Below are 24308 nucleotides of genomic sequence, written 5' to 3'. Positions count from 1 at the left end.
TCCGCATCGATGGCGCGCACCAAGCGCGGTCCACATCGGAGGGCGGAACTGATGACGGCTGGGCTCCAGGGGATCGACGACCTGCTCGAGCGGTGGAACAACCACACGCGACCGGCGGAGACCTCGACCGTCGTGGCGGCTTTCCTCGCACAGGCGGCCCGGACACCGGACGCCTTGGCGCTGGTGGCAGGGGAGACCCGGCTGACGTACGCGGAGCTGAGCGGCCGGGTCCACGCCCTGGCCGCGCAGCTGCGGGCGCAAGGCGTCGGCCCGGAGGACGTGGTCGGCGTCGGGATGCCGCGGTCGGCCGAGATGGTGATCGCCGTCCTCGGCATCATGGTCGCCGGCGCCGCCTTCGTCCCCGTCGACCCGGCCTGGCCCGCGCAGCGCCGGTCGCAGGTCCTCGAAGAAGCCGGGGCGTCTCTCGTCCTGGACGATGTTCCGCTCGGATCGGCCTCGGCCGGCATTCCGGACATCGATCCCCGGCGCCTGGCCTACGTGATCTTCACCTCGGGGTCGACCGGCAAGCCCAAGGGCGCGATGATCCGCCACGAGGCCATCCACGAGCGCCTCCGCTGGCAGCGCGACGAGATCCTGCACTTCGGCCCGGGCGACGCGACGCTCTTCAAGGCGCCGCTCTCCTTCGACATCAGCGTCAACGAGATCCTGCTCCCGCTGATCTCCGGCGGCTACGTCGTCGTGGCCGAGCCCGGCGGCGAGCGCGACCCGCAGTACCTGCTCGACCTGATCGCCACCGAGGGTGTGACCTTCGTCTATCTGGTCAGCTCCATGCTGGACGTGCTGCTCCAGCTCGCCCGGGGCACCCACCTGCTCGACGGCCTGCGCCACGTCTGGTGCGGCGGCGAGGTGCTGACGCCCGAGCTGTTCGACCGCTTCCGGGCCCAGCTGACCACGACCCTCTATCACGGGTACGGGCCCGCCGAGGCGACCATCGGCGTCTCCCACGTGATCTACCGTGAATCCGCCGAGCGCATCGCCACGTCGATCGGCCGCCCCAACCCGCACACCCAGCTGTACGTCCTCGACGACCAGCTGAACCCGGTCGGCCCCGGCGTCACGGGCGAGCTCTACGCGGCCGGTTTCCTCCTCGGCCGCGGCTACGTCAACGCGCCCTCGCTGACCGCCGCCCGCTTCGTCGCCAATCCCTTCGGCGCCGGGGAACGGCTCTACCGCACCGGCGACCTGGCCAAGTGGACCGGCGACGGCAGCCTCGAGTTCGTCGGGCGCGCCGACAACCAGGTGAAGATCCGCGGCATGCGCCTGGAGCTCGAGGAGGTCGAGTCCGTGGCGTCGGCCCATCCCGCCGTACGCCAGGCCGTCGTCACCGTCCACGACCGCCATCTGATCGGCTATGCCGTCCTCTCCACTTTCGCCTCGCCGGACGAGTTGCGAGCCTGGTGCGCCGCCCGCCTCCCCGAGTACATGGTCCCCTCGGCGTTCGTGGTCCTCGACGCCTTCCCGCTCACCGCCAACGGCAAGGTCGACCGGCGGGCGCTGCCCGTGCCGGTGCTCGGCCCGGCCCGCTCCCGGGCCCCCGAGACCGAGACCGAGGCGCGGCTCTGCGAGATCTTCGCGTCCGTGCTGGCCCTCGACGCGGTCGGGGCGGAGGACGACTTCTTCGCGCTCGGCGGCGACAGCATCGTGGCGATCGGCGCCGTCCGGGCCGCCCGCCGCGCCGGCTTCACCCTGCGCGCCCGCGATCTCTTCGCCCACCCCACGCCCGCCGCGCTCGCCCTGGTGGTCGGGTCGGTCGTCACGACCGGGACGCCGGAGGTCGCCGCCGCCGGTGCGGTGCCGCCCACCCCGATCCTCACCTGGCTCGACGAGGTCGGCCACGCGCACGACGGCTTCTTCCAGGCGATCACCGTGCCGCTGCCGCCGGACGCCGACGTGCCCGCGATCGTCGACGGGCTGCTCGCGGCGCACGACGTGCTCCGGGCCACGCTGCGCGGTGACGTCCTGACGATCCGGCCGGCGGGCGCGCTGGACGTCCTCCGCACGGGGGAAGACCTCGAAGCAACGGCCGCGCGGCTTTCCCCCGATCAGCTCGTGGCCTTCTCGCACCACGGCGACGAGCTGATCGTTGCCGTGCACCACACGGTCGTGGACGGTGTCTCGCTGCGGGTGCTCGCCGAAGATGTGCGCACCGGCCCCTCGCCCGCGCCCACGTCGTTCCGGCAGTGGGCCACCGCGTTGCGGGCGGCCGACCTCAGCGACGACCTGCCGTTCTGGCGGGCCGCCGCGGCGATGCCGGTCCGGCCGCTGGGCGACCGCGCGCTCGATCCGGCGATCGACACCGTGGCGACCGAGGAGACGCTGACCGTCGAGCTGAGCGCCGAGGTCACCGAGCGGCTGCTCGGCCCGGTCCCGGCGGCGATCCACGGCGGCGTCAACGACGCGCTCGTGGCGGCGCTGGCCCTGGCTGTCTCCCCGGACGAGCCGTTCCTCCTCGAACTGGAGGGCCACGGCCGCGAGGAGGACGTCGCCGACCTCGACCTGTCCCGCACGGTCGGCTGGTTCACCACGCTCTTCCCGGTGCCGCTCGACGTCACCGGTCTCGCCCCGGCCGCCGCGGTCAAGGCGGTCAAGGAGCAGCTGCGCGCGGTGCCGCGCAACGGCATCTCGTACGGCGTCCTGCGCTATCCCCACGGCCACCGCGAGCTGGCCGTGCAGCCGCAGGTGCTCTTCAACTATCTCGGCCGCTTCGACAGCACCGTCGTCGAGCGGCGCGACCCGCGCATGCCCCTGCCCCGGGCGCTCGAAGTCAACGCGGTCACCGTCGACGGCAAGCTCGAAGCCGTCTTCAGCTGGCCCGGCCGCCTGCTCACCCGCGACCGGGTGCGGGCGCTGGCCGACCGCTGGACCGCCCTGCTCACCGGCCTGGCCACCGACCCCGCCGTGGCCGGTCACACCCCCTCGGACTTCCCGCTCGTCGAGCTGTCGCAGGCTGATGTGGACGCGCTCGGCGGCGGGGTGCGGGACGTGCTGCCGCTCACCCCGCTGCAGGCCGGGCTCTACTTCCACGCCACATACGCGCCCGGCGCCGACCCGTACGTGGTCCAGCAGCTCATCCAGCTCGACGGCCCCCTCGACGCCGAGCGCCTGCACCGCGCGGCCGACGCGCTTTTCGGCCGCTACCCTCATCTGGCCGCCGCTTACGCGCCGCTTGGGGACGGCCGGGTCGTCGCGGTCGTCCGGGACGGGGTGCGGGCGCCCTGGCGTCACGTCGTCGGCACCGACGTGGCCGCCGATGAGCGTCACTTCGACCTGTCCCGGCCGCCGGGCATGCGCTTCACCCTGGTCCGGACCGGCGAGCAGCGGCACGTCCTGGTGCAGACCGTGCACCACATCGTCGCCGACGGCTGGTCCGTGCCGCTCGTCCTCAACGACCTCCTTTCCCTGTACGCCGGTCACGTCCTGCCCCCCGCGCCGGCGTACCGGGACTTCCTCGCGCAGCGGGGCGACGGCGACCCGGAAGCGTTCGCGCGCCTGCTCGCCGGCGTGACCGAACCCACCCTGCTCGGTGGCGCCACCGCCGAGGCCGGCTCTGTGAAAACCACAGTGGACGGCACCGTGGTCCGGGACGTCGCCCGCCGGCACGGCGTCACGGTCAGCAACGTGCTCGCCGCCGCGTGGGGCGTGCTCGTCGGCCGGGTCACCGGGCGCAGCGACGTCGTCTTCGGCTCGACGGTGTCGGGGCGCGGCGGCGACCTGCCCGGCATCGACGCCGTCGTCGGCCTGACCATCAACACCGTCCCCGCCCGGGTCCGCTGGTCCGGGGCGGAGACCCTGGCCGACGTGCTGCGCCGGTTCGCCGCGGACCAGCGGGAGGTCGTCGAGCACGAGCAGACCTCGCTCGCCGAGATCCAGCGGCTGGTAGGGCTGCCGGAGCTGTTCGACACGCTCGTGGTCGTCGAGAACTACCCGGCGGCCGCGGCGCCCGCGGACGGGGAGCTGCGAATCAGCGGCATGGACGTGATCGAGGCGCCGCACTATCCGGCGACGCTGATGGTCAAGCCCGGCGACACCGTCGAGATCACCCTGACCCATCGGCTCGCGCCCGACGTCGCCTCGCGGCTGCTTGACCAGTACACGCGCGTGCTGACCTCGGCTGACTCGACTCCTGTCAACGCCGTCAAGCTCCTTTCCGACGAGGAGCGCGCCGACGTCCTGGCGCGAGGCCGGGGTCTCGTGCCGGAAAGATCGGAAACGGTCCTCGACCTCATCGCGGCGGCCGACCCCCACGCCGTCGCGGTCCGGGCCGGGGCGACGACGCTGACCTACGGCTCCCTCGCCGACAGATCGGGCGCGGTGGCGGCTGCTCTGCAGGCGGCAGGAGTGCGGCGTGGTGACGTCGTCGCGGTTGCCACGCGCCGGACCGCCGACCTGCCCGTCGCCCTGCTCGGCGTGCTGCGCGCGGGTGCCGCCTATCTGCCCGTCGATCCCGGCTATCCGGCCGCGCGCATCGAGTTCATGCTCGACGACGCGCAGCCCGTGGCCGTGCTCGTCGACGACGCGAGCAACCGGGCGCTGCCGCCGCACGACTTCCCCGTGGTCCGCCTGCGTTCGGCGCGGGGTGCGGCGCCGACCGTCGAGATCGGACCGCTGGACGCCGCCTCGGTGGTCTACACGTCGGGCTCGACCGGGCGGCCCAAGGCGGTCGTCGGCACGCACGGCGCCCTGGCCAACCGGCTCGCCTGGGCCCGGGACGCCTGGGACGGCGAGGTGCGGGTGGCCAAGAGCTCGATGAGCTTCATCGACGGCACGACCGAGCTGCTGGGCGGGCTGGTCGCCGGGGCCACGGTGGTCATCGCCGACGAGACGGCCGCTGGGGACGGGGCTGCGCTGGCCGCGCTCGTTTCGGAGACCGGGGCCACGCAACTGCTTGCCGTACCCAGTTTGGCGGGGACTCTTGCCGAAACCCTACCCGGGAGATTCGGGCATTTGCGGCGGTGGATCACCAGTGGGGAGGCGCTGGACGGCGGGACTGTTGCCGCGCTGGCGGCCGCTTCGCCCGGGGCGGAGGTCGTCAACTCGTACGGGGCCTCGGAGAACACCGGGGACGTGCTGGCCGGACCGGTCGTGCCGGGGGACATCGTGACTCTGGGCACGGCTGTGCCCGGGGTACGGATTTTGCTGCTCGACGCCGCGTTGGAGCCGGTCGCCCCGGGGGCGGTCGGGGAGATCTACGTCGGCGGGGTGCAACTGGCCCGGGGATACCGGGGGCAGAGTGGCGCCACCGCGGCGCGGTTCGTCGCCGGGGAGAACGGCGAGCGGCTCTACCGTACGGGCGACCTGGGTCGCTGGGTCGGGGACCGGGTCGAGTTCCTGGGGCGCAACGACGACCAGGTCAAGGTCAACGGGCACCGCGTCGAGCTGGCCGAGGTCGAGGCCGGGCTGCTGCGCCGGCTCGGGGTGCGCGAGGCCGTCGCCGTGGCCCGCAACGGCCGCAGCCTGCACGGCTACGTCGTCGCCGAGCCGGGGGAGACCCTCGACCCGCCTTCGCTGCTCGCCACGCTGCGCGAGGAACTGCCCGCCTATCTGGTGCCGGCGACCGTGACCGTGCTCGACGCGCTGCCCCTGCTGCCGAACGGCAAGCGCGACCGCCGCGCCCTGCCCGACCCGGTCACCGCCGTCGCCGAGCCCCCGCGCACGCCGCGCGAGGCGCAGGTGGTGGCCCGCTTCGCCGAGGTGCTCGGCGGCGGGACCGTCGGCGTGCACGACGACTTCTTCGCGCGCGGCGGCGACAGCATCGCCGCCATCCGCCTCGTCAACCTGCTCACGAAGGACGGCCTCACCCTGTCCACCCAGGACATCTTCCGCACCCGGACGGCCGCCGCCGTCGCCGCGACCGCCGACGGGCCGGTCACTGCTTCCTTCCCGAAGGAGGAAGACGAGATCTGGGAACTCTCGCCGCTGCAGCAGGGCGTCTACTACCAGGCCACGTACGCGGACGGCGCCAACACCTACATCGCGCAGAACGTGTTCGACTTCGACCGGCGCCTCGACGTGCCGGCGCTGGAACTTGCCTTCGCCGCACTGCTCGACCGGCACCCGACTCTGCGCGCGGCGTTCGTGGGCGAGCCCCGGCCGCAGCAGCGCATCGCCTCGCGTGTGCCGGCGGTCGTCACAGTCGTCGAGGACGGTGACATCGACGCCGTCACGGCGGCCGACCTTGTGCGGCCGTTCGACCTCACCGATCCGCCGCTCATCCGGCTCACCGTGATCCGCGGCGGCGACGGCACCGACCGGATGCTGCTGACCTGCCACTTCCTGCTGTGGGACGGCTGGTCGCGCGAGCTGGTCCTGCGCGAGCTGTTCTCCCTGTACGACACCCGCGGCGCAACCGGCGTGCTGCCGCTCGACGGCCTGGGCTTCCCCGATTACCTGGCGTGGATCGCCGCGCAGGACAAGGACGCCTCGGCCGCCGCCTGGCGTGCCGCCCTGGACGAGCCGACGATCGTGGTGCCCGAGGCGGCCGGCCGGGAACCGATGGTGTCCGAGCGGATCCTCGCCGCCCTGCCGACCACGGTCACCACGCGGCTCACCGAGCAGGCCCGTCGGGCCGGGGTGACGCTCAACTCGGTGCTGACCGTGGCCCTCGGGCTGGTGCTGGGCCACCGCACCGGCCACGGCGACGTCACCTTCGGCACCACCGTGGCCGGGCGCCCCACCGGCCTGCCCGGCATAGAGAACGTCATCGGCCTGTTCCTCAACACCGTGCCCGCCCGGGTCGCCGCCACGCCCGCCGCGACCATCGCCGACCTGGCCCGCCGGGCGCAGCAGGACCGCATCGACCTGGCCCCGCACGAGTACCTCGGCCTCGGCGACATCCAGCGCGCCGTGGGCGCCACCGCGCTCTTCGACACCCTGTACGTGCTGCAGAACTTCCTCGCCGACGACACGTTCGCCGAGCTCGAGGCGGCGCAGGGCATCGTGGACGTGCAGTACACGGACACGACCCACTACCCGCTGACCTGGGTCCTGACGCCGGGCGCCAACCTGCGCGTCAAGCTCGAGTACCGCCCCGACGTGATCACGGCGGAATCGGCCCGGTCCCTGGTCGACGAGTTCACCGGGGTGCTCCGACTGCTGGCCGAGGGGCTCGACGTGGCCGCCGGGTCGCTGACGCTCGGTTCCTTCCCGCCACTCGCCGGCCGGGCAGTAGACATTCCCGACCTGTCCATCTCCGACATGCTCGCCGCGCAGGCCACTGCTGCGCCGGATCTGACCGCGCTGGTCTTCGGGGACCTGCGTTCGACTTATGCCGAGCTGGACGCGCGGATCAACGCCGTCGCCCGGGGACTGATCGCGCGGGGCGCCGGGCCCGAGAAGATCGTCGCCTTGGCGCTGCCGCGCGGCATCGACATGGTCGTGGCACTGTTCGCCGTCCTGCGCGCCGGGGCCGCGTACCTCCCGCTCGATCTTGATCTGCCGGACGACCGCCGCCGGCTGATGATCGAGGACGCCCGCCCCGTGCTGGTCCTGACCTCGCTGGACGGGATCGCGAGCGACGACACCTCCCCGGTGCGGGTGCCGGTGTCGCTCGACCGGCCCGCCTACGTGATCTACACGTCCGGGTCGACCGGCACGCCCAAGGGCGTCGTCACGCCGTACCGGGGCCTGACGAACATGCAGTTGAACCACCGGGCCGAGATCTTCGACCCGACCGTCGCGCGGGCCCGGGCGGCCGGCGTCGAGCGGCTGCGGATCGCGCACACCGTGAGCTTCTCCTTCGACATGTCGTGGGAGGAGCTGCTGTGGCTCGTCGAGGGCCACGAGGTGCACGTGTGCGACGAGGAGCTGCGGCGCGACGCGACCGCGCTGGTCGCCTACTGCCGCGAGCACGGCATCGACGTGATCAATGTGACGCCGACGTACGCGGGATCGCTCTTCGACGAGGGTCTGCTCGACGGTGCCGCGGCTTCCCTTCCCGGCACGGCTTCCCTTTCCGGCGCAGCGTCTCCTTCCGGCGCGGCTTCTTCCTCCGGCGCGGCTTCTTCTTCCGGCGCGGCTTCTTCTTCCGGCGCGGCTTCTTCTTCCGGCGCGGCTTCTTTCTCCGGCGCGGCTTCTTCTTCCGGCGGGCATCGGATGTGGCTCGTGCTTCTCGGCGGGGAGGCCGTGACCGATGCGGTGTGGTCGCGGCTGAGCGATCCGGCGGGGCCGGCGGGCTACAACCTCTACGGCCCGACCGAGTACACGATCAACACCCTGGGCGCCGGTACGGCCGACAGCCCCACCCCGACCGTCGGCAAGCCCATCTTCAACACCGTGGGCCACGTGCTCGACGAGTGGCTGCGTCCCGTCCCGCCCGGCGTCGTCGGCGAGCTCTACATCGCGGGCGCCGGACTGGCCCGGGGCTATCTCGACCGTCCCGGGCTCACCGCGTCCCGCTTCGTGGCCGGTCCGGACGGGTCTCGCCTCTATCGCACCGGCGACCTCGTGCGCGAGCGCGCCGACGGCAACCTGGACTTCCTCGGCCGCAGCGACGACCAGGTGAAGATCCGCGGCTACCGGATCGAGCTGGGCGAGGTCGAGTCCGCGGTCGCCGCCGTTCCCGGTGTGCGGCAGGCCGCCGTCCTGGCCCGGGACGGGAAGCTGCACGCGTACGTGGTCGGATCCGTGGACCCGGCGGAGGTGCGTTCCGCGTTGCTGGAGCGGCTGCCGTCGTACATGGTGCCCTCGCTCTATGCCCTTGTCCCCGCCCTGCCGCTCACCGTCAACGGCAAGCTCGACGTCAAGGCGCTGCCCGAGGCCACCCCGATCCTGGGCGTGGTGCGCGCCCCGCGCGACGAGCGCGAACAGGTGCTCGCCGGCATCTACACGGCCGTGCTTGGCCTGGACGAGGTCAGCATCGACGACGACTTCTTCGCCATCGGCGGTGACAGCATCTCGTCGATCGCCGTGGCCGGCCGCGCCCGCAAGGCCGGCCTGCAGGTCACCCCGCGCGACGTCTTCCGCCGCCGCAGTGTGCAGGCCCTCGCCGCCGCCCTGCCCGCCGCCGCGGTGACGGCCACTGCGGACGACGGCCGCGGTGACATCGCGCTCACCCCCATGCTGGCCGAGACCGTACGGTCGGCGACGCCGCTGGGCCACTTCTACCAGTCGATGGCCTGGCACACGCCGGCGTCGCTGACCCGCGCCGCGCTGGAGGACGTCCTGCAGGCGCTGCTGGACCGGCACGATCTGTTGCGGGCGTCGTTCGACGGCACGCTGCACGTTCCCGCCGCCGGTCTGCGCGCGTCCGGGCTGCTCGTGGAGGGCCCGCTGGACGAGGAAGCCCTGGTCGCCCGGCTCGACCCCGCCGCCGGCGTCATGCTCCAGGCCGGGTGGGACGGGCGGCGGCTGCTGCTCGTCATCCATCACCTGGTCATCGACGGGGTGTCGTGGCGGATCATCACCGACGACCTGCGCCGGGCCGCCGCCGGGCAGCCGCTGGACGAGGTCGGCACGTCGTTCCGGACCTTCGCCGCGGCGCAGCCGTCGTACGACTCCCAGCTCGGCTTCTGGGAGAACGTGCTCTCCGGCCCGCGCGCCCTTCTGGCCGGCCGTCCGGCGGACCCCGAGGTGGACACGGCGGCGACTGTCCGGTCGATCACTGTGTCGCTGCCCGCGTCGCCGCTGCTCGACATGCTGCCCGCGAGCTTCTTCGGCGGCGCCAACGACGTGCTGCTCACCGGGCTCGCCGTGGCGGTCAACCGGTGGCGGGGCTCGGACGCGCCGGTGCTGGTGTCGCTCGAAGGGCACGGGCGAAACGGGGACCACGACCTGTCGCGTACGGTCGGGTGGTTCACCGCGATCCACCCGGTCCGGCTCGAACCGGGCAGCACCACCGACCTCGTGGCGGCCGTGCGCTCGGTCAAGGAGCAGCTCCGGGCCGTGCCCGCCGACGGGCTCGGCTACGGGTCGCTGCGCTGGCTGCACGGCCACGACTTCGGCCCGGCGCCCGAGATCCTCTTCAACTATCTGGGCCGCTTCGGCGCGGACGACGGCGGCGACTGGTCGCAGGCGGCGCCGCTCCGCGAAGGGGTCGACCCGGCCAACCCGGCCATGCCGCTGGAGATCAACGCCCACGTGACGGACGGCACCTTCGAGGCGACCCTGTCCTGGCCCTCCGGTCTGCTGGCCGAGGATCGGGTCGTCGCGCTGGCCGAGCAGTGGACCACGGTCCTGCGCGAGCTGGCGGGCACCGACGTCAGCGGGCACACGCCGTCGGACTTCCCGCTGGTGGCGCTCACCCAGGAGGACGTCGACGCCTTCGCGGACGCCGCGGACGTGCTGCCACTGCTGCCGCTGCAGGAGGGCATGTACTTCCACGCCGTCACGTCCGATGTGGACACGTACGCGGTGCAGCAGATCGCCTCCCTGACCGGCCCGGTGGACCCCGACCGCCTGCGCGCCGCCGTCGAAGCCGTGGTGCGCCGCCACGACGCGCTGCGGGCGTCCTTCCGTGAGACCCGCGACGGCCGCATCGTGCAGGTCATCACCCGGGACGTCGCCGTGCCGTGGCGTGTCTCCTCCGAGGCCGTTGCCACTGTCGCCGCCGAGGAACTCGCGCGGCCGTTCGACCTCGCCGCCCCGCCGCTGCTGCGCTACGCGCTGGTGTCACTGAGCCCCACGGAACACCGCCTCATCGAGACGATGCACCACATCCTCGCGGACGGCTGGTCGTACCCGCTGGTCTTCTCCGACATCGTCGCCGCCTACCACGGCCGCGCCCTCCCGCCGCCGGTCGCCACCTTCCGCGACCACGTCGAGTCCGTCGTCACCCGCGCCTCCACCCTCGACGCCTGGGCCGAAGCGCTCACCGGCATCGAGCCCACCGCGCTGCACCCCGAGATCACCACCGTGTCGCACCACGAGAGCGCCTTCGCGTACGTGGACCGCACGGCCGGCCTGACCGCCGCCGCCCGCACCCACGGCATCACCGTGAGCACCCTCATCCACGGCGCCTGGGGCCTGGTCCTCGGCCGCCTGCTCGGCCGCGACCGCGTCGTCTTCGGCTCCACGGTCTCCGGCCGCGGCGGCTCGCTGCCCGGCGTCGAGTCCATCGTCGGCCTGCTCATCAACACCGTCCCCGTCCCGATGTCCTGGCGCCCGGACGAACCCGTCCACGCCGTCCTGCGCCGCCTCCAGGACCAGCAGACCGACGTCCTCGACGTCCAGCAGGCCGGACTGGCCGAACTCACCCGCCTCGCCGGCGCCCGCGACCTCTTCGACACCATGGTCGTCGTCGAGAACTTCCCACCCGTCTCCGCCGACAGCGCCGACGGCCTGGGCGTCACCGGTTTCACCGGCACCGACTCCCCGCACTACCCGGTGTCGCTGGTCGCCTTCCCCGGCGACCGCCTGGCCCTCGAAATCAAGTACGACGTGGCGGTGGGCGCCGCGGCCGCCGAGCGCCTGGTGGCTCAGGTCGCCCTCGTCCTCGACCAGCTGATCGACGACCTGTCCCGCCCGGTGGCGAGCCTGTCCCTCGGCCGCGCTGCTGCTGTCGGGCCGGCGGCCCGTGGCGCTTCGGCCGGTGGCGCGGTTCCCGCTGGCGCGTCTCGTGATGGTGCGGTTCTTGGTGGCGCGTCCGGTGACGGAGTGGTCGTCGGCGGGTCATCTCCGCAGGCCGTGGGGGCCGACAGCACGTACCTGGGAACGGCGGAGTTTTCCACAGACGCGGGTTCTCCACAGCGGGCCGCGCAGCAGGCCGCCTCCTTGCACGACAATGACGAGCGGGGGCTCCCCCAGGGAGGGCGGGCTCGCGCGGGTGACGCCGAAATCGCGCCCGCGTCCGCCGACGGGCTCCCGGGCGCAGCCAACCTTCCGGCCGTCGAGCGCCCCGACGCACCGAACCTCTCGACCGTCGGGCTCCCCGAATCAGCGCCCGCTCCCACCCTCGACATCGCGCTCACCAACCCGGACGCCATCGCCGTCGGGGAGCTCACCTACGCCGAGCTCGAAGCCCGCGCCAACCAGCTCGCCCACGAGCTCGTCGCCCGCGGCGTCCGCCCCGAGTCCCGGGTCGCGGTCCGGCTTCCGCGCGGCACCGATCTCGTCGTCGCCCTGCTCGCCGTCGTCAAGGCCGGCGGCTGCTACGTCCCGATCGACAGCGCCGCCCCGGCCGCCCGGCAGGACTACATTCTCCAAGACGCGAAGCCGGTCGTCCTCGTCGGCGAGGGCGGGATCGCGCCCACCGCCCCCCACCAGCCCACGACCCGGCCCACGACCGGAGCCACGGCCGGCAACGCCGCGTACGTCATCTACACCTCAGGGTCCACCGGCAAGCCCAAGGGCGTCGTCGTCACCCACCGCAACGTCCGGGAGCTGTTCGCGGCCGCCGCGGAGCTGTTCGACTTCGGGGCGGACGACGTGTGGACGATGTTCCACTCGTACGCGTTCGACTTCTCGGTCTGGGAGCTCTGGGGCCCGCTGCTGCACGGCGGCCGCCTCGTGCTCGTCCCCAACGACGTCGCCCGCGACCCGCAGCGCTTCCTGTCCCTGCTCAACGACGAGCGCGTCACCGTGCTCAACCAGACCCCGTCGGCGTTCTACCCGCTCCTCGAAGCCGGCGTCGCGGGCAACGAGACGCTGAGATACGTCGTCTTCGGCGGCGAGGCCCTCGATCTCGGTCGCCTGACCGGCTGGTTCGGGCGCGACCCCCGGGCCCGGCTCGTCAACATGTACGGGATCACCGAGACCACGGTCCACGTCTCCTTCCGCGAGATCACCGGCGACGACCTGGCCCGGCCGAGTGTCATCGGGGCGGCGCTGCCGGGGCTGACCGTCCACGTGCTCGACGCCTATCTGCAGCCCGTTCCCGAGGGCGTCACCGGCGAGATGTACGTCGACGGCGCCCAGCTGGCCCGCGGCTACCTCGACCGCCCGGGGCTGACGGCGAGCCGGTTCGTCGCGAACCCGTTCGGGCCCGGCCGGCTCTACCGTTCCGGCGACCTGGCCCGCTGGGAGGACGGCGAGCTGGTCTACCTGGGCCGGGGTGACCACCAGGTGAAGGTCCGCGGCTACCGGATCGAGCTCGGCGAGATCGAGTCCGCCCTGCTCGCCCTGCCCGGGGTGGCCAACACCGCGGTGCTCGTGCGGGACGGCAAGCTCGTCGCCTATCTGGTCGCCCGCACGGGCAGCCGCCCCGACGTGGACGCGGTCCGCGCGCACCTGGCGACGGTCCTGCCCGGCTACATGGTTCCGGCCGCGTTCGTCACGCTCGACGCGCTGCCGCTGACCGTGAACGGCAAGCTCGACCGCGACGCCCTCCCGGCGCCGTCCCGCCAGGTCGCGCCGGAGACACCGACCTCGGAGAACGCGGAGACGCAGAAGATTCAGGAGCTGTTCGCCGACGTGCTCGGTCTCGACGCGGTCCCGGCCGACGGCGACTTCTTCACCCTCGGCGGCGACAGCATCGTTGCGATCCAGCTGGTCAACCGGGCCAAGCGCAGCGGCCTCAAGCTCAGCCCGCGCGACGTGTTCCTCAAGCGCACGCCCGCGGCGCTGACCGGCACCACGAACGAGACGCCGGTCAAAAGCAGTGACGGCGTCGGCGAGATCGCGCTGCTGCCGATCGTGCACCGGCTGGCCGAGCTGGGCGGCGGCATCAACCGCCTGCACCAGGCCGACCTCATCCGCGTCCCGGCCGATGCGACGCCGGAGCGGCTGCAGGCGGCGCTCGACAAGCTCGTCGCCCACCACGACGCACTGCGCCTGAAGCTGAGCCGTCCCGCCCCGATGCTCTGGTCCCAGGAGGTCACCGCCGGCGGCCGAGTCGAACTGCGCCACGGCGACGACCTCAAGCGCGAGGCCGAGGCCGCGGTGGCCCGGCTGGATCCCGAGGCGGGACGCGTCCTGGAAGCGGTCTACTTCCCGGCCGGCAGCAAGCTGCTCCTGGTCGCCCATCACCTCGTCGTCGACGGCGTCTCGTGGCACATCCTCATCGAGGACCTGCGCAGCGCGTACGAAGGCCACTCCCTCGATCCGGTCGCCACGAGCCTGCGTACCTTCGCCCGTGATCTCACCGAGGAAGCCGGCAGCGCCGCCCGCCTCGCCGAGTTCCCGCAGTGGCAGCGGGCGCTCGCCCCGGGCGGCGAGCTCGACCCCACGGCCGTCACCTTCGGGCTCACGGTGGGGCAGACCCGCGACCACGAGATCCGGGTGCCGGCCGAGCTCACCGGCGACGTCCAGGCCACGCTGCTGACGGCCCTGCACAAGGCGATCAACACCTGGCGGGGTACGGACGGCGACCTCACCGTCGACCTCGAACGCCACGGCCGCGAGCCCGTCGCCGGCGCGGACCTCTCCCGTACGGTCGGCTGGTTCACGTCGATCGCGCCGGTGCGGCTGCCGGAAAAGCCCGAAGGCGACGGGCTCGGCTACGGCTTGCTCAGGTACGTGAACCCGCGCAGCGCGGCCGCCCTCGCCCGGCTCGGCCCACCGCAGGTGCTGTTCAACTACTTGGGCCGGTTCACCGACGAGGACGGCGACTGGTCGAGCGACCCCGCCGACATCCGCGTCCGCCCGGACGACGACCTCGGCACCCCGTACCTCCTCGAAGTGAACGTCGCCCTGCGCGGCGGGGAGCTGCACGCCGTGCTCACCTATGCGGACGAGGGTCTCGGCCTCGACGCCACGCGGGCGATCGCCGACGCGTGGGCCGCCGAGCTGGCCCCGGCCGCCGAGCGCGTGCTGCCGATGTCGCCGCTGCAGGAGGGGCTCTACTTCCAGGCGAAGCTCGCGGGCGACGCCGACGTCTACATCGCCCAGAACGCGTTCGACTTCGACCACCGCATCGACGCCGCCGCGCTGGAGCGGGCGTTCGCCGAGGTGCTCGCCGCGCATCCCGCGGCCCGGCTCGGCTTCACCGACGACGGCGCCGTCCTGCGGCGTGAAGTGCCCGTGACGGTGACCGTGCAGGACGACCACGAGGGCGCCGTCCACGAGGACCGGATCCGGCCCTTCGACCTGACGGACCCGCCGCTCGCCCGGCTCACCGTGCTGCGGCGGCCCGACGGGCGCGACCGGCTGCTGTTCACCTATCACCTGCTGCTCTGGGACGGATGGTCGCGCGAGCTCGTGCTGCGGGACCTCTTCGGCGCGTACGCGGGAAGAGCCGTACCGCAGCGCACCGCGAGCTTCACCGACTATCTGGACTGGATCGCCCGCCAGGACCGGGCCGCCTCCGAGGCCGCGTGGGCCGGGCACCTGTCCGGGGCCGGACCCACCATCCTCTACCCGGCCGCCGCGGGCACGCAGCCGGTGCTCGCCGAGAGCCTCGCCGTGCAGTTCACCGAGGAGCAGACCGCACACCTCAACGAGCAGGCGCGCGCCGCCGGCGTGACGCTCAACGCGGTGCTCAGCACGGCGCTCGGGCTGGTGCTCGGGCACGCGTCCGGGCGCGCCGAGGCGGTCTTCGGCACCACCGTGGCCGGGCGCCCCACCGAGCTCGACGGCATCGAGGACGTCGTCGGCGTGTTCCTCAACACCGTGCCGCAGCGCGTCACCTTCCGCGCGGCCGAGCCGCTGGGCGAGGTGCTGCGGCGGGTCCAGGCCGAGCGGGTCGAGCTCATGCCCCACGAGTACGCGGGCCTGGGCGACATCCAGCGCGCGGCCGGCCACGAGCAGTTGTTCGACAGCCTGTACGTGCTCCAGAACTTCCTCGACGACGACACGTTCGACGACCTCGAGGCCGAGCACGGGATCGTGGGCGTGACGGCGCTGGACGCGACGCACTACCCGCTGACCTGGGTCGCGACGCCCGGCCGGGCCCTGCGCGTCCGCCTTGAGTACCGGCCCGACGTCGTGCCCGTTGCCGAGGCGCAGTCCCTTCTGGACCGGCTCGCCGCCGTTTTGGCCACCTTCGACGCGACGGCGGCAGCCGGCTCGGTCCGGCTCGCCGGAGAAAAGCCGCTCGCCGGCGTGGTCGCTGACATTCCGGACATCACCATCGCCGAGATGCTCGCGCTGCAGGCGGCGAAGACCCCGACCGCCGCGGCGCTCACCCACGACGGGACCACGATCAGCTACGCCGAGCTGGACGGCCGGGTCAGTGCCGTCGCCCGGGGACTGCGGACCCTCGGCGCCGGGCCTGAGCAGATCGTCGGGCTGGCGCTGCCCCGCGGGATCGACATGGTCGTCGCGCTGTTCGCCGTGCTGCGCGCCGGGGCCGCGTACCTCCCGCTGGATCTTGATCTGCCCGCGGACCGGCGGCAGACCATGATCGACGACGCCCGCCCCGTCGCGGTGCTCGACTCGCTCGCCGGGCTCTACCGCGAGGTGGGGGAGCCGTGGCTCGACGATTTCGCGCCCGGCACGCCGGGACGGCTCGACCGCCCGGCGTACGTGATCTACACCTCCGGCTCGACCGGCCGCCCCAAGGGCGTCGTCACGCCGTACCGGGGCCTGACGAACATGCAGCTCAACCATCGCGCGGCGATCTTCGGCCCGACGATCGAGGCGGCCGGCGGACGCGTGCTGACCATCGCGCACACGGTGAGCTTCTCCTTCGACATGTCGTGGGAGGAGCTGCTCTGGCTGGTCGAGGGCCACCACGTGCACGTCGCCGACGAGGAGCTGCGGCGCGACGGGCGGGCGCTGGTCGCCTACTGCGCCGAGCACCGGGTCGACGTGGTCAACCTCACGCCCACGTACGCGCAAGCCCTGCTCGACGAGGGCCTCCTGGCCGGCGCCCACCGGCCGTGCCTCGTGCTGCTCGGCGGCGAGGCGGTCTCCGACAAGCTCTGGGCCACCCTGCGCGACACGGACGGCGTGGCCGGCTACAACCTCTACGGCCCGACCGAATACACGATCAACACCCTGGGCGGAGGTACGGCCGACAGCCCCACCGCCACGGTCGGCGTCCCCATCTTCAACACCGTCGGCCACATCCTCGACGGCTGGCTGCGTCCCGTCCCCCCGGGCGTCGCGGGCGAGCTCTACATCGCCGGCGCCGGCCTGGCCCGGGGCTATCTCGACCGTCCCGGGCTCACCGCGTCCCGCTTCGTGGCCGGCCCGGACGGGTCTCGCCTCTATCGCACCGGCGACCTCGTGCGGCTGCGCCCCGACGGCAACCTCGACTTCCTCGGCCGCACCGACGACCAGGTCAAGATCCGCGGCTACCGGATCGAGCTGGGCGAGGTCGAGTCCGCGGTCGCCGCCGTGCCGGGCGTACGCCAGGCCGCCGTGCTCGCCCGCGACGGCGCGTTGGCCGCCTATCTCGTGGGCACGGCTTCCCCCGCCGAGGTCCGCGCGTTCGTGGGGGACCGGCTGCCGTCCTACATGGTCCCGGCGCTGTACGCCGTCGTCCCCTCGTTGCCGCTGACCGTCAACGGCAAGCTGGACACCGCCGCTCTGCCCGCCCCGGCGCCCGTGGCATCGACCTCCCGGCCGCCGGCCAACGATCGTGAGGCTGCGCTGGCGGCCCTCTTCGCCGAGGTGCTGGACTTGCCGTCGTTCGGCGTGGAGGACGACTTCTTCGCGGCGGGCGGGCACTCGCTGATCGCCCTGCGACTGATCGGCCGGGTGCGGGCCTCCCTCGGGGTCGACCTGTCGCTGCGGGCGCTGTTCGACGCGCGGAGTCCGGCTCGGCTCGCCACGGTTTCCGGGCAATCCGCGCGAGTCGCCTTGGCGTCCGTGGCCCGGCCGGATGAGATCCCGTTGTCGCCGGCGCAGGAACGGTTGTGGCTGCTCGACCAGCTCGATCCGGGCTCGACCGCGTACCACTACCCCCTGGTGATCCGCCTCGCCGGGCGGCTCGACCCGGGCGTGCTGTCCGTGGCGCTGGCCGATGTCGTGAAGCGGCACGAGGTGTTGCGTACGGTGGTCTCGGGCTCGTCCCAGCGCATCCTGCCCGCGCCCGCGTCCCTTCCGCTGGACCTGCCCTTGTGGGCGCCGTTCGACCTCACCCGGGACCTGCCCGTCCGGGCGGCCGTCGCGTTCGACGGGCCGGCGACCACGCTGACGCTGATGCTGCACCACATCGCCATGGACGAGTGGTCCGACGGGCCGTTGTTGCGCGACCTGAGCACCGCCTACACGGCCCGCCTGGCCGGCGCCGAGCCTTCGTGGGAACCGCTACCCGTCCAGTACGCCGACTACGTCCTGTCCCTGCCGCCGGCCGACGACTCCTACTGGGCGTCGGCCCTCCGCGACCTGCCCGCCGAGATCTCCCTTCCCGCGTCGGCGTCGCGCGGGGCGGAGCGCGGTCCGGCCGGTCTCGCGGTCGCCACTCTCCCGGGCGATCTCGTCTCCCGGCTCCGCGACATCGGCCGCGCCGCCTCGGCCAGCCTGTTCATCACGCTGCACACCGCGGTCGCCACGCTGCTGCACCGCCACGGCGCCGGCACCGACATCCCGATCGGCACCCCGACGTCCGGCCGCGGCGACGCGGCGCTCGACGACCTCGTCGGCTTCTTCGTCAACACGGTCGTCCTGCGCGCCGACCTGTCCGGCGATCCGGCCTTCGGCGAGCTGCTGGCCCGCGTACGCGATGCCGACCTCGCCGCGTTCGACCACGCCGACGTGCCGTTCCAGCGGGTGGTCGAGCTGGTCAACCCGCAGCGGGCCGCCGGGCGCAACCCGCTCTTCCAGGTCATGATCGGCTACTTCCCGCGCCCGTCGACCGGCGGCACGCTGCTGGGCCTGCCCGTGCTGGACGCCCCGCCGGTCGCGGCCGACCCGAAGGTCGACCTCAACATCACCTTCGTCGACGGCGGCCCCGCGGGGGTCGAGGTCCTCCTCGAGTACGACCGGTCGCGCTTCACCGCGTCCACCGCCGACGCTCTCCTGGACCGGCTCGGCGTCCTGCTGGAAGGCATCGCGGCCGAACCGTCCGCGCCGCTCTCCGCCCTGCCGGTCCTCTCCGCCGCCGACACGGCCGCCTTGTCCGCCTGGCAGTCCGTCCCGCCCGCCTCCTCGCCATCTTCGGCCGGCGGATCATTGATCTGCGGCTCCACGGTGCTGTCCGCTCCTGAACTCGCCGCGGCCGCAGACTCCGTGGCGGCCGCGCTGGCCGCCCGCGGGGTGGGCCCGGACGACATCGTCGGCATCCACCTGCCACGCTCGGCGGACCTGGTCGTGGCCGTACTCGGCGTGCTGCGCGCCGGGGCCGCGTACCTTCCGCTGGATCCGGCCTTCCCCCAGGCGCGCCGCGACTACATGATCGACGACGCCCGGCCCGCCGTGATCATTGATGCCGACTTCCTGGCTCCCGTGCAGCCCGCCCCCTTCGCCGCTTCTTCGCCATCGCCCTCGTCGGCCGCCTACGTGCTCTACACCTCCGGCTCGACCGGCCGCCCCAAGGGCGTGGTCGTCACCCATGGCAACCTGTCCTCCTTCCTGGACGCGCTTCCCCTCACACCGGGCGAACGTCTGCTGGCCGTCACCACGCTGTCCTTCGACATCTCGGTCCTGGAGATCCTCGGCACGCTGCGCGCCGGCGGCACGGTCGTCCTCGCGACCTCGTCCGAGGTGCGGGACCCGCGGCTGCTGGCGGACCTGATCACCGTGCACGGCATCACCGCGATGCAGGCCACACCTTCGCTCTGGGCAGCGCTCCTGGAGTCGTCCGACGTGGACCTCGCCGGCGTCCGCGCCCTGGTCGGCGGCGAAGCGTTGCCGCGGTCCCTCGCCGCCGCGCTGGCCGGCCGCGCCGGCTCGGTGGTGAACCTCTACGGCCCGACCGAGGTCACCGTCTGGGCGACCGCATCTCCCGTGGGCCCCGGCTGGCACGGCTCGATCGGCCGCCCGCTGCCCGGCGTCACCGCACTGGTGCTCGACTCGGCGCTGCAGCCGGTGCCCCCGGGCGTCCCGGGCGAGCTCTACCTCGGCGGCCCCCAGGTCACCCGCGGCTACCACGGCCGGCCGTCGCTGACCGCTTCGCGATTCGTCGCTTCCGATGGCGGACGGATCTACCGCACAGGTGATGTGGCTCGCTGGCTCCCCACGGGCGAGCTGGAGTACCTCGGCCGCACCGACCACCAGGTCAAGGTCCGGGGCTTCCGCATCGAGCTCGAGGAGATCGAGTCCGTCGCCCTGGCCTGCCCCGGCATCACCCGGGCCGTCGTCGTGGCTCGCGGGGACCAGCTGGTGGCCTTCGTGACCGGGAACCCGGAGGGCTTGCGGGAGGCTTTCGGGGCTGCCCTGCCCCCGTACATGGTCCCGTCGGTCATCGTCGCCCTGGACGCCCTGCCCCTCACCCCGAACGGCAAGGTCGACCGCGACGCCCTCCCGTCGGTCGCCGCCCCGGTGTCAGCGGCCGCCGCTCCGCGCTCCCGCCTGGAAGCCGCGGTGGCCGCCCTCGTGGCAGGCTTGCTGGACGTCCCCACGATCGGCGTCGACGACGACTTCTTCACGCTGGGCGCCCACTCACTGCTGCTCGTCCGGCTGGCCACGGCACTGCGCACCCGATTCGGCACGGACATCCCGGTGGCGCGCCTCTTCACCGCCCCGACCGTTGCCGGCGTGGCCCGCCTGCTCAGCGGCCCCTTCGAGGGCCCGGACGCGCTGGCTCCGGTGCTGCCGCTGACTTCCGGGCGTACGGGGGAGCCGCTCTTCTGCCTCGCCCCCGCCAGCGGCCTGGCCTGGCAATTCGCGGGCCTGGCCCGGTACGTCTCCGCGCCGCTGATCGGCCTGCAGTCCCCCCTGCTCTCCGGCGGTGCGCTGCCGGACACCATGACCGACCTGGCCGCCACGCACGCTTCCGCCGTGGAAGCCGCCCAGCCCGTGGGCCCGATCCACCTGCTCGGCTGGTCCTTCGGCGGCGCCCTCGCCCTGTGCGTGGCGGCTGACCTGCGCGCCCGCGGCCGCACCGTCGCCTTCGTCGGCATGCTCGACGCCCGCCGCACCGTCTCCACCGCGCCGTCCACGGTGGCCGGCCTCCTCACCGAAATGGGCTACGAAGTGCCGGCTCGGGATCTGTCCATGGCCGAGGCGGTCGCCTTCGTCCGCTCAGCCGGCGGCACCGTCGCCGCCCTGACCGACGCCCAGATCGCCCTGATCCTCGACAGCTACCTGGCCAGCGACCGCCTCATGGCAACGGCGTCCTACCCCTCGTACGACGGCCCAGTGTTCTTCGTGGAGGCAACGGTGCCGGAGCAGGGCTTCGAAGGCCCGGCCGCCCCCGCCTGGGCTCCGCTCGTGGCTGGCCAAGACGTTATCCATCTTCCGGTGCGGCACTCGGAACTCCTTGATTCCCAAGCCGTGAGCGCCTGGGGGCCCATTTTGTCGCACCGGCTCGGAGGCGGGACCGGCAACTAAGTCCTGCTATGTGGCCGTCGCTCACCGGGGGCGAGAGTGACCCGCTGTGGCGGCGGCACACACAGCCGTTGCCATTGTGAACTCGGCCAGGGCGTCACACACCGGGCGTCCCCAGCGTGCGGCGTCGATACGTTTGCTGCTGTTCGCGAGATCGACCACGCCGCGAATCATGAGAAATCCTGTGTGCGGCGCGGCACGAGCCACGGCTGCCGCCGCTCCGGCGCCTTCCATTTCGACCCCCAAGGCGTCGGTGGCCGTGGCGCCGAGCCGGGAGATCGCTTCGGGAGAAGCGATGACTTTGTCCCCGGACATGACACGGCCGAAGCGAACCCGGGGGAAGGCGCCGGCCGGCCGGCTCGCCATACGCTCGGCGGTCGCGCGCGCTGCGTCCAGAAGAGTGATATTTGCGGGAAAGCTCCGCCAGCGATACTCCGTGCTCGAATCGCTCAGCCGTTGGTACTCGTAGTCGACGACGCTGTCGGCAACGACAAGGTCGCCGAGACCGACTCCGCTCCGCTCGAAACCCCCGGCTACGCCGGTCAACAGCAGCCAGCGAGGGCGATGCCGGTGCAGCAATTCGACGGTGGCGATAGCGCCCTCCACGCGACCGACGTCTCGCAACAGGGCTACGGCGACATCGAGCTCCATGACCTCGCTCGTGCCGGCGAGTTGCGCCCGGTACCGGCGCGGTCCTTCGCCAGGGTCCTCGCCGGGTGTCGAAAAGCCCGGCAGCGCGAGCAGTGCCCGCCACTCCTGCTCCTGCGCGGCCAAAACCACCACATCGCAACTTGCACCCCCTGACACGAGCGGTCACACCCCGGTTCCCGTGTCGAATGCGTCCACAGCGATGTCCGTGCCGATCAGGCTGGCTTGGTAATACAAGGCGCGGGCGACGCTCGCGTTGTGCGCGGTGATCCAAACGCTCTCACCAGAGCTGTCTTTCGTCCAGATGATGAAGTCGTCGTCACAGACCAGGAAGGTCATCGATTCCGTACCGTCGTACCAGCGCAGATCGAGCTTGGACTTCCCCGGCGCCATGGCTGTGTGCAGGCCGCGCAGGTTTTCTCTGACCCGGACGTCAAGTCCGTCCTGGCGATGATCCTCGACCTCTTGCAGCATCGCCGGCCGCGAGGCGACGCAGATCAGGCGGGGGACGGTGCCACTTGCGCTGTAATGCGCCATCTGCGCGTAAAGATCGAACTGCACTGACTCATATTCGTATGGAGGCGTCGACCTGTCGTACGGTCTGCACCCAACGAGAAGGATAGGCGTCTTCGCGACGAGCGCCACATGGCGTCGCGCGCCGCGCAACAGAGCCGTTCCGCGTTCGAACAAAGCCGGCTTCCCGCGGGCCTGGAACGGAGACATCGGCTTGAGCCAACCTTTTCCCGGGCCCATGAGTTCAAGGTTCGCCAGCCAACGGTCAACTTCCTCCTCGGCATGCACCATGGAGGTCTGATCCATCTGCACATAGGTGATGCCGTGGAGATCCGACGCAGTCTTGGGCCTTCCCGTGCGACAGATGATCACTCGTCCTTCGCCCAGCGCGCCGGTGAAAAGACCCCACTCGGCCAGCACGTTGTCCCGCGGCTGCGACGTCTGGTCGCTGCGGTACCACACTTGGTCATCCTCGCCGAAGATGAAGATGGCGGCGTCCACTCGCTGTACCACGCTCTGCAGAGCCTGCAGCGTGTAGGACCCTGGCGGGAAGACGCCTGGGTCCTGCCAGCGGAGTGGTTCATGACCGGCGTTCTCGACCCAGAGTGCGATCTTTCGCATGAGCGAAGACGATTCGCTCGAGCTGCCGATGAAAATGCGCATCGTGCTCCTGTCCAAGGGCGAAACGGCCCGGACACTGTAACGGCGGCCGACGAAAGTTGTACATCATGCGTTGATTCCACTGCTTCGTACGGATGAATCTTGCGTTCCTGCTCCGTTGCCGTCGTAGGGGCAAGGCGCTGTGATCACGGCTCAAGCCGGTGGGATGGATGGGCAGGCAGGACGGGTGAACCGTTCGGGGCGGGGGTTCGTGTGGGAGGCGTACCGCTCACATAGCCGATGAAAGAGGCACACCCATGCGAACGCTGACCATCTCCGCAATTGCCGTGGCCGGCACGCTGCTTCTCACGGCGTGCGGCGGTGAGGCGGCGCCGCGGAAGAGCGTGGCTGAGGTGCCCGCGCAGGGTGGGAGTGGCGGTGGGGCGGGGGAGCTCAACACCACCATCGGCACGGCGAAGACGTCGAAGGCTCAGGCCGGGACCGGGGACTGGGCGGCTCCGAACGGGGGGAATCTGCGGGCGGTCGATGTGGAGAAGGCGGACAACTGGGTGCAGTTGACTGCTGCGAGGGCGGGGGCGCTGGATCCCGTACTCGTGAATGGGGCCGGCCTGACGCTTTATCGCTTCGATCAGGACAGCGCCGACCCGCCGCGGGCCACGTGCGACGGGGAGTGCGCGACGACGTGGCCGCCGGTGACTGTGGAGGCGGACGGGAAGATTTTCATTGCCGGGGTGGCCGAGGACAAGGTCGGTGTGGTCAAGCGGGAGGACGGGCGGCTGCAGGTGACCGTCGGGGGGTGGCCGGTTTATCGGTTCGCGCAGGACACCGAGGCGGGGGACACCAAGGGGCAGGGTGTGAAGGGCACCTGGTTCGGCGTGACTCCGACGGGCGGCAAGGCGGGAGGGGCCGAGGAAGCGCCGCAGCAAAGCCAGGGCCAGGGGGAGAGCGAGCCCGCCAAGCGGGTCGTGCTGTTCGGTGGGCGGAACTTCAACGTCTTCGACGACGCCGCCAGTTCGCAGGTCGTCGAGGCGAGCGGCGCGCCCGACGGGGGCTGCGTCAATGCGATCGACGCGCGGACCGCTTCCAGCATCGCCTTCGACGGGGAGGTCAAGGTCTGGAGCGGCCCGGACTGCACCGGCGAGTCGAAGGTGCTCGGCGCGGTCGACGCCGAGTTCGTCGGGGGCATCGCGGATCTGCGGGACATCGGCTTCGACAACAAGATCGCGTCACTGAAGATCTGATCCTGGGCCGGATGGCCG

At 72.3% G+C, this 24308-nt stretch carries 4 protein-coding genes; 2 read left to right on the top strand and 2 right to left on the bottom strand.

Going from position 1 to position 24308, the window contains the following annotated elements:
- The first annotated feature begins 51 nt into the window (after window positions 1-51).
- A complete protein-coding gene (locus tag RAN62_RS33270; protein WP_305788798.1) occupies window positions 52-21270 on the top strand; it encodes a non-ribosomal peptide synthetase in 21219 nt (7072 codons plus the stop codon).
- Window positions 21271-21291: 21 nt separating this feature from the next.
- Here RAN62_RS33270 and RAN62_RS33265 read toward each other — a convergent pair whose 3' ends face one another.
- Window positions 21292-22047, bottom strand: coding sequence for a 5'-methylthioadenosine/S-adenosylhomocysteine nucleosidase family protein (locus RAN62_RS33265; RefSeq protein ID WP_305788797.1), 756 nt, complete (start codon window positions 22045-22047; stop codon window positions 21292-21294).
- A gap of 33 nt (window positions 22048-22080) precedes the next feature.
- Complete coding sequence (locus RAN62_RS33260; RefSeq protein ID WP_305788796.1) at window positions 22081-23091, bottom strand: nucleotide-binding protein; 1011 nt, start codon at window positions 23089-23091, stop codon at window positions 22081-22083.
- Between the two features lie 254 nt (window positions 23092-23345).
- On the opposite strand from RAN62_RS33260, the gene RAN62_RS33255 reads away from it, so the two are divergent.
- Window positions 23346-24290: a hypothetical protein gene (locus RAN62_RS33255; protein ID WP_305788795.1), complete on the top strand. Its 945-nt coding sequence runs from the start codon at window positions 23346-23348 to the stop codon at window positions 24288-24290.
- Window positions 24291-24308 lie beyond the last annotated feature (18 nt).

Source organism: Symbioplanes lichenis (assembly GCF_030709675.1).
GTDB classification, from domain to species: domain Bacteria; phylum Actinomycetota; class Actinomycetes; order Mycobacteriales; family Micromonosporaceae; genus Actinoplanes; species Actinoplanes lichenis.
Note: the sequence above shows the minus strand (reverse complement) of the source record. Positions and strands in the feature narration are given on the sequence as shown.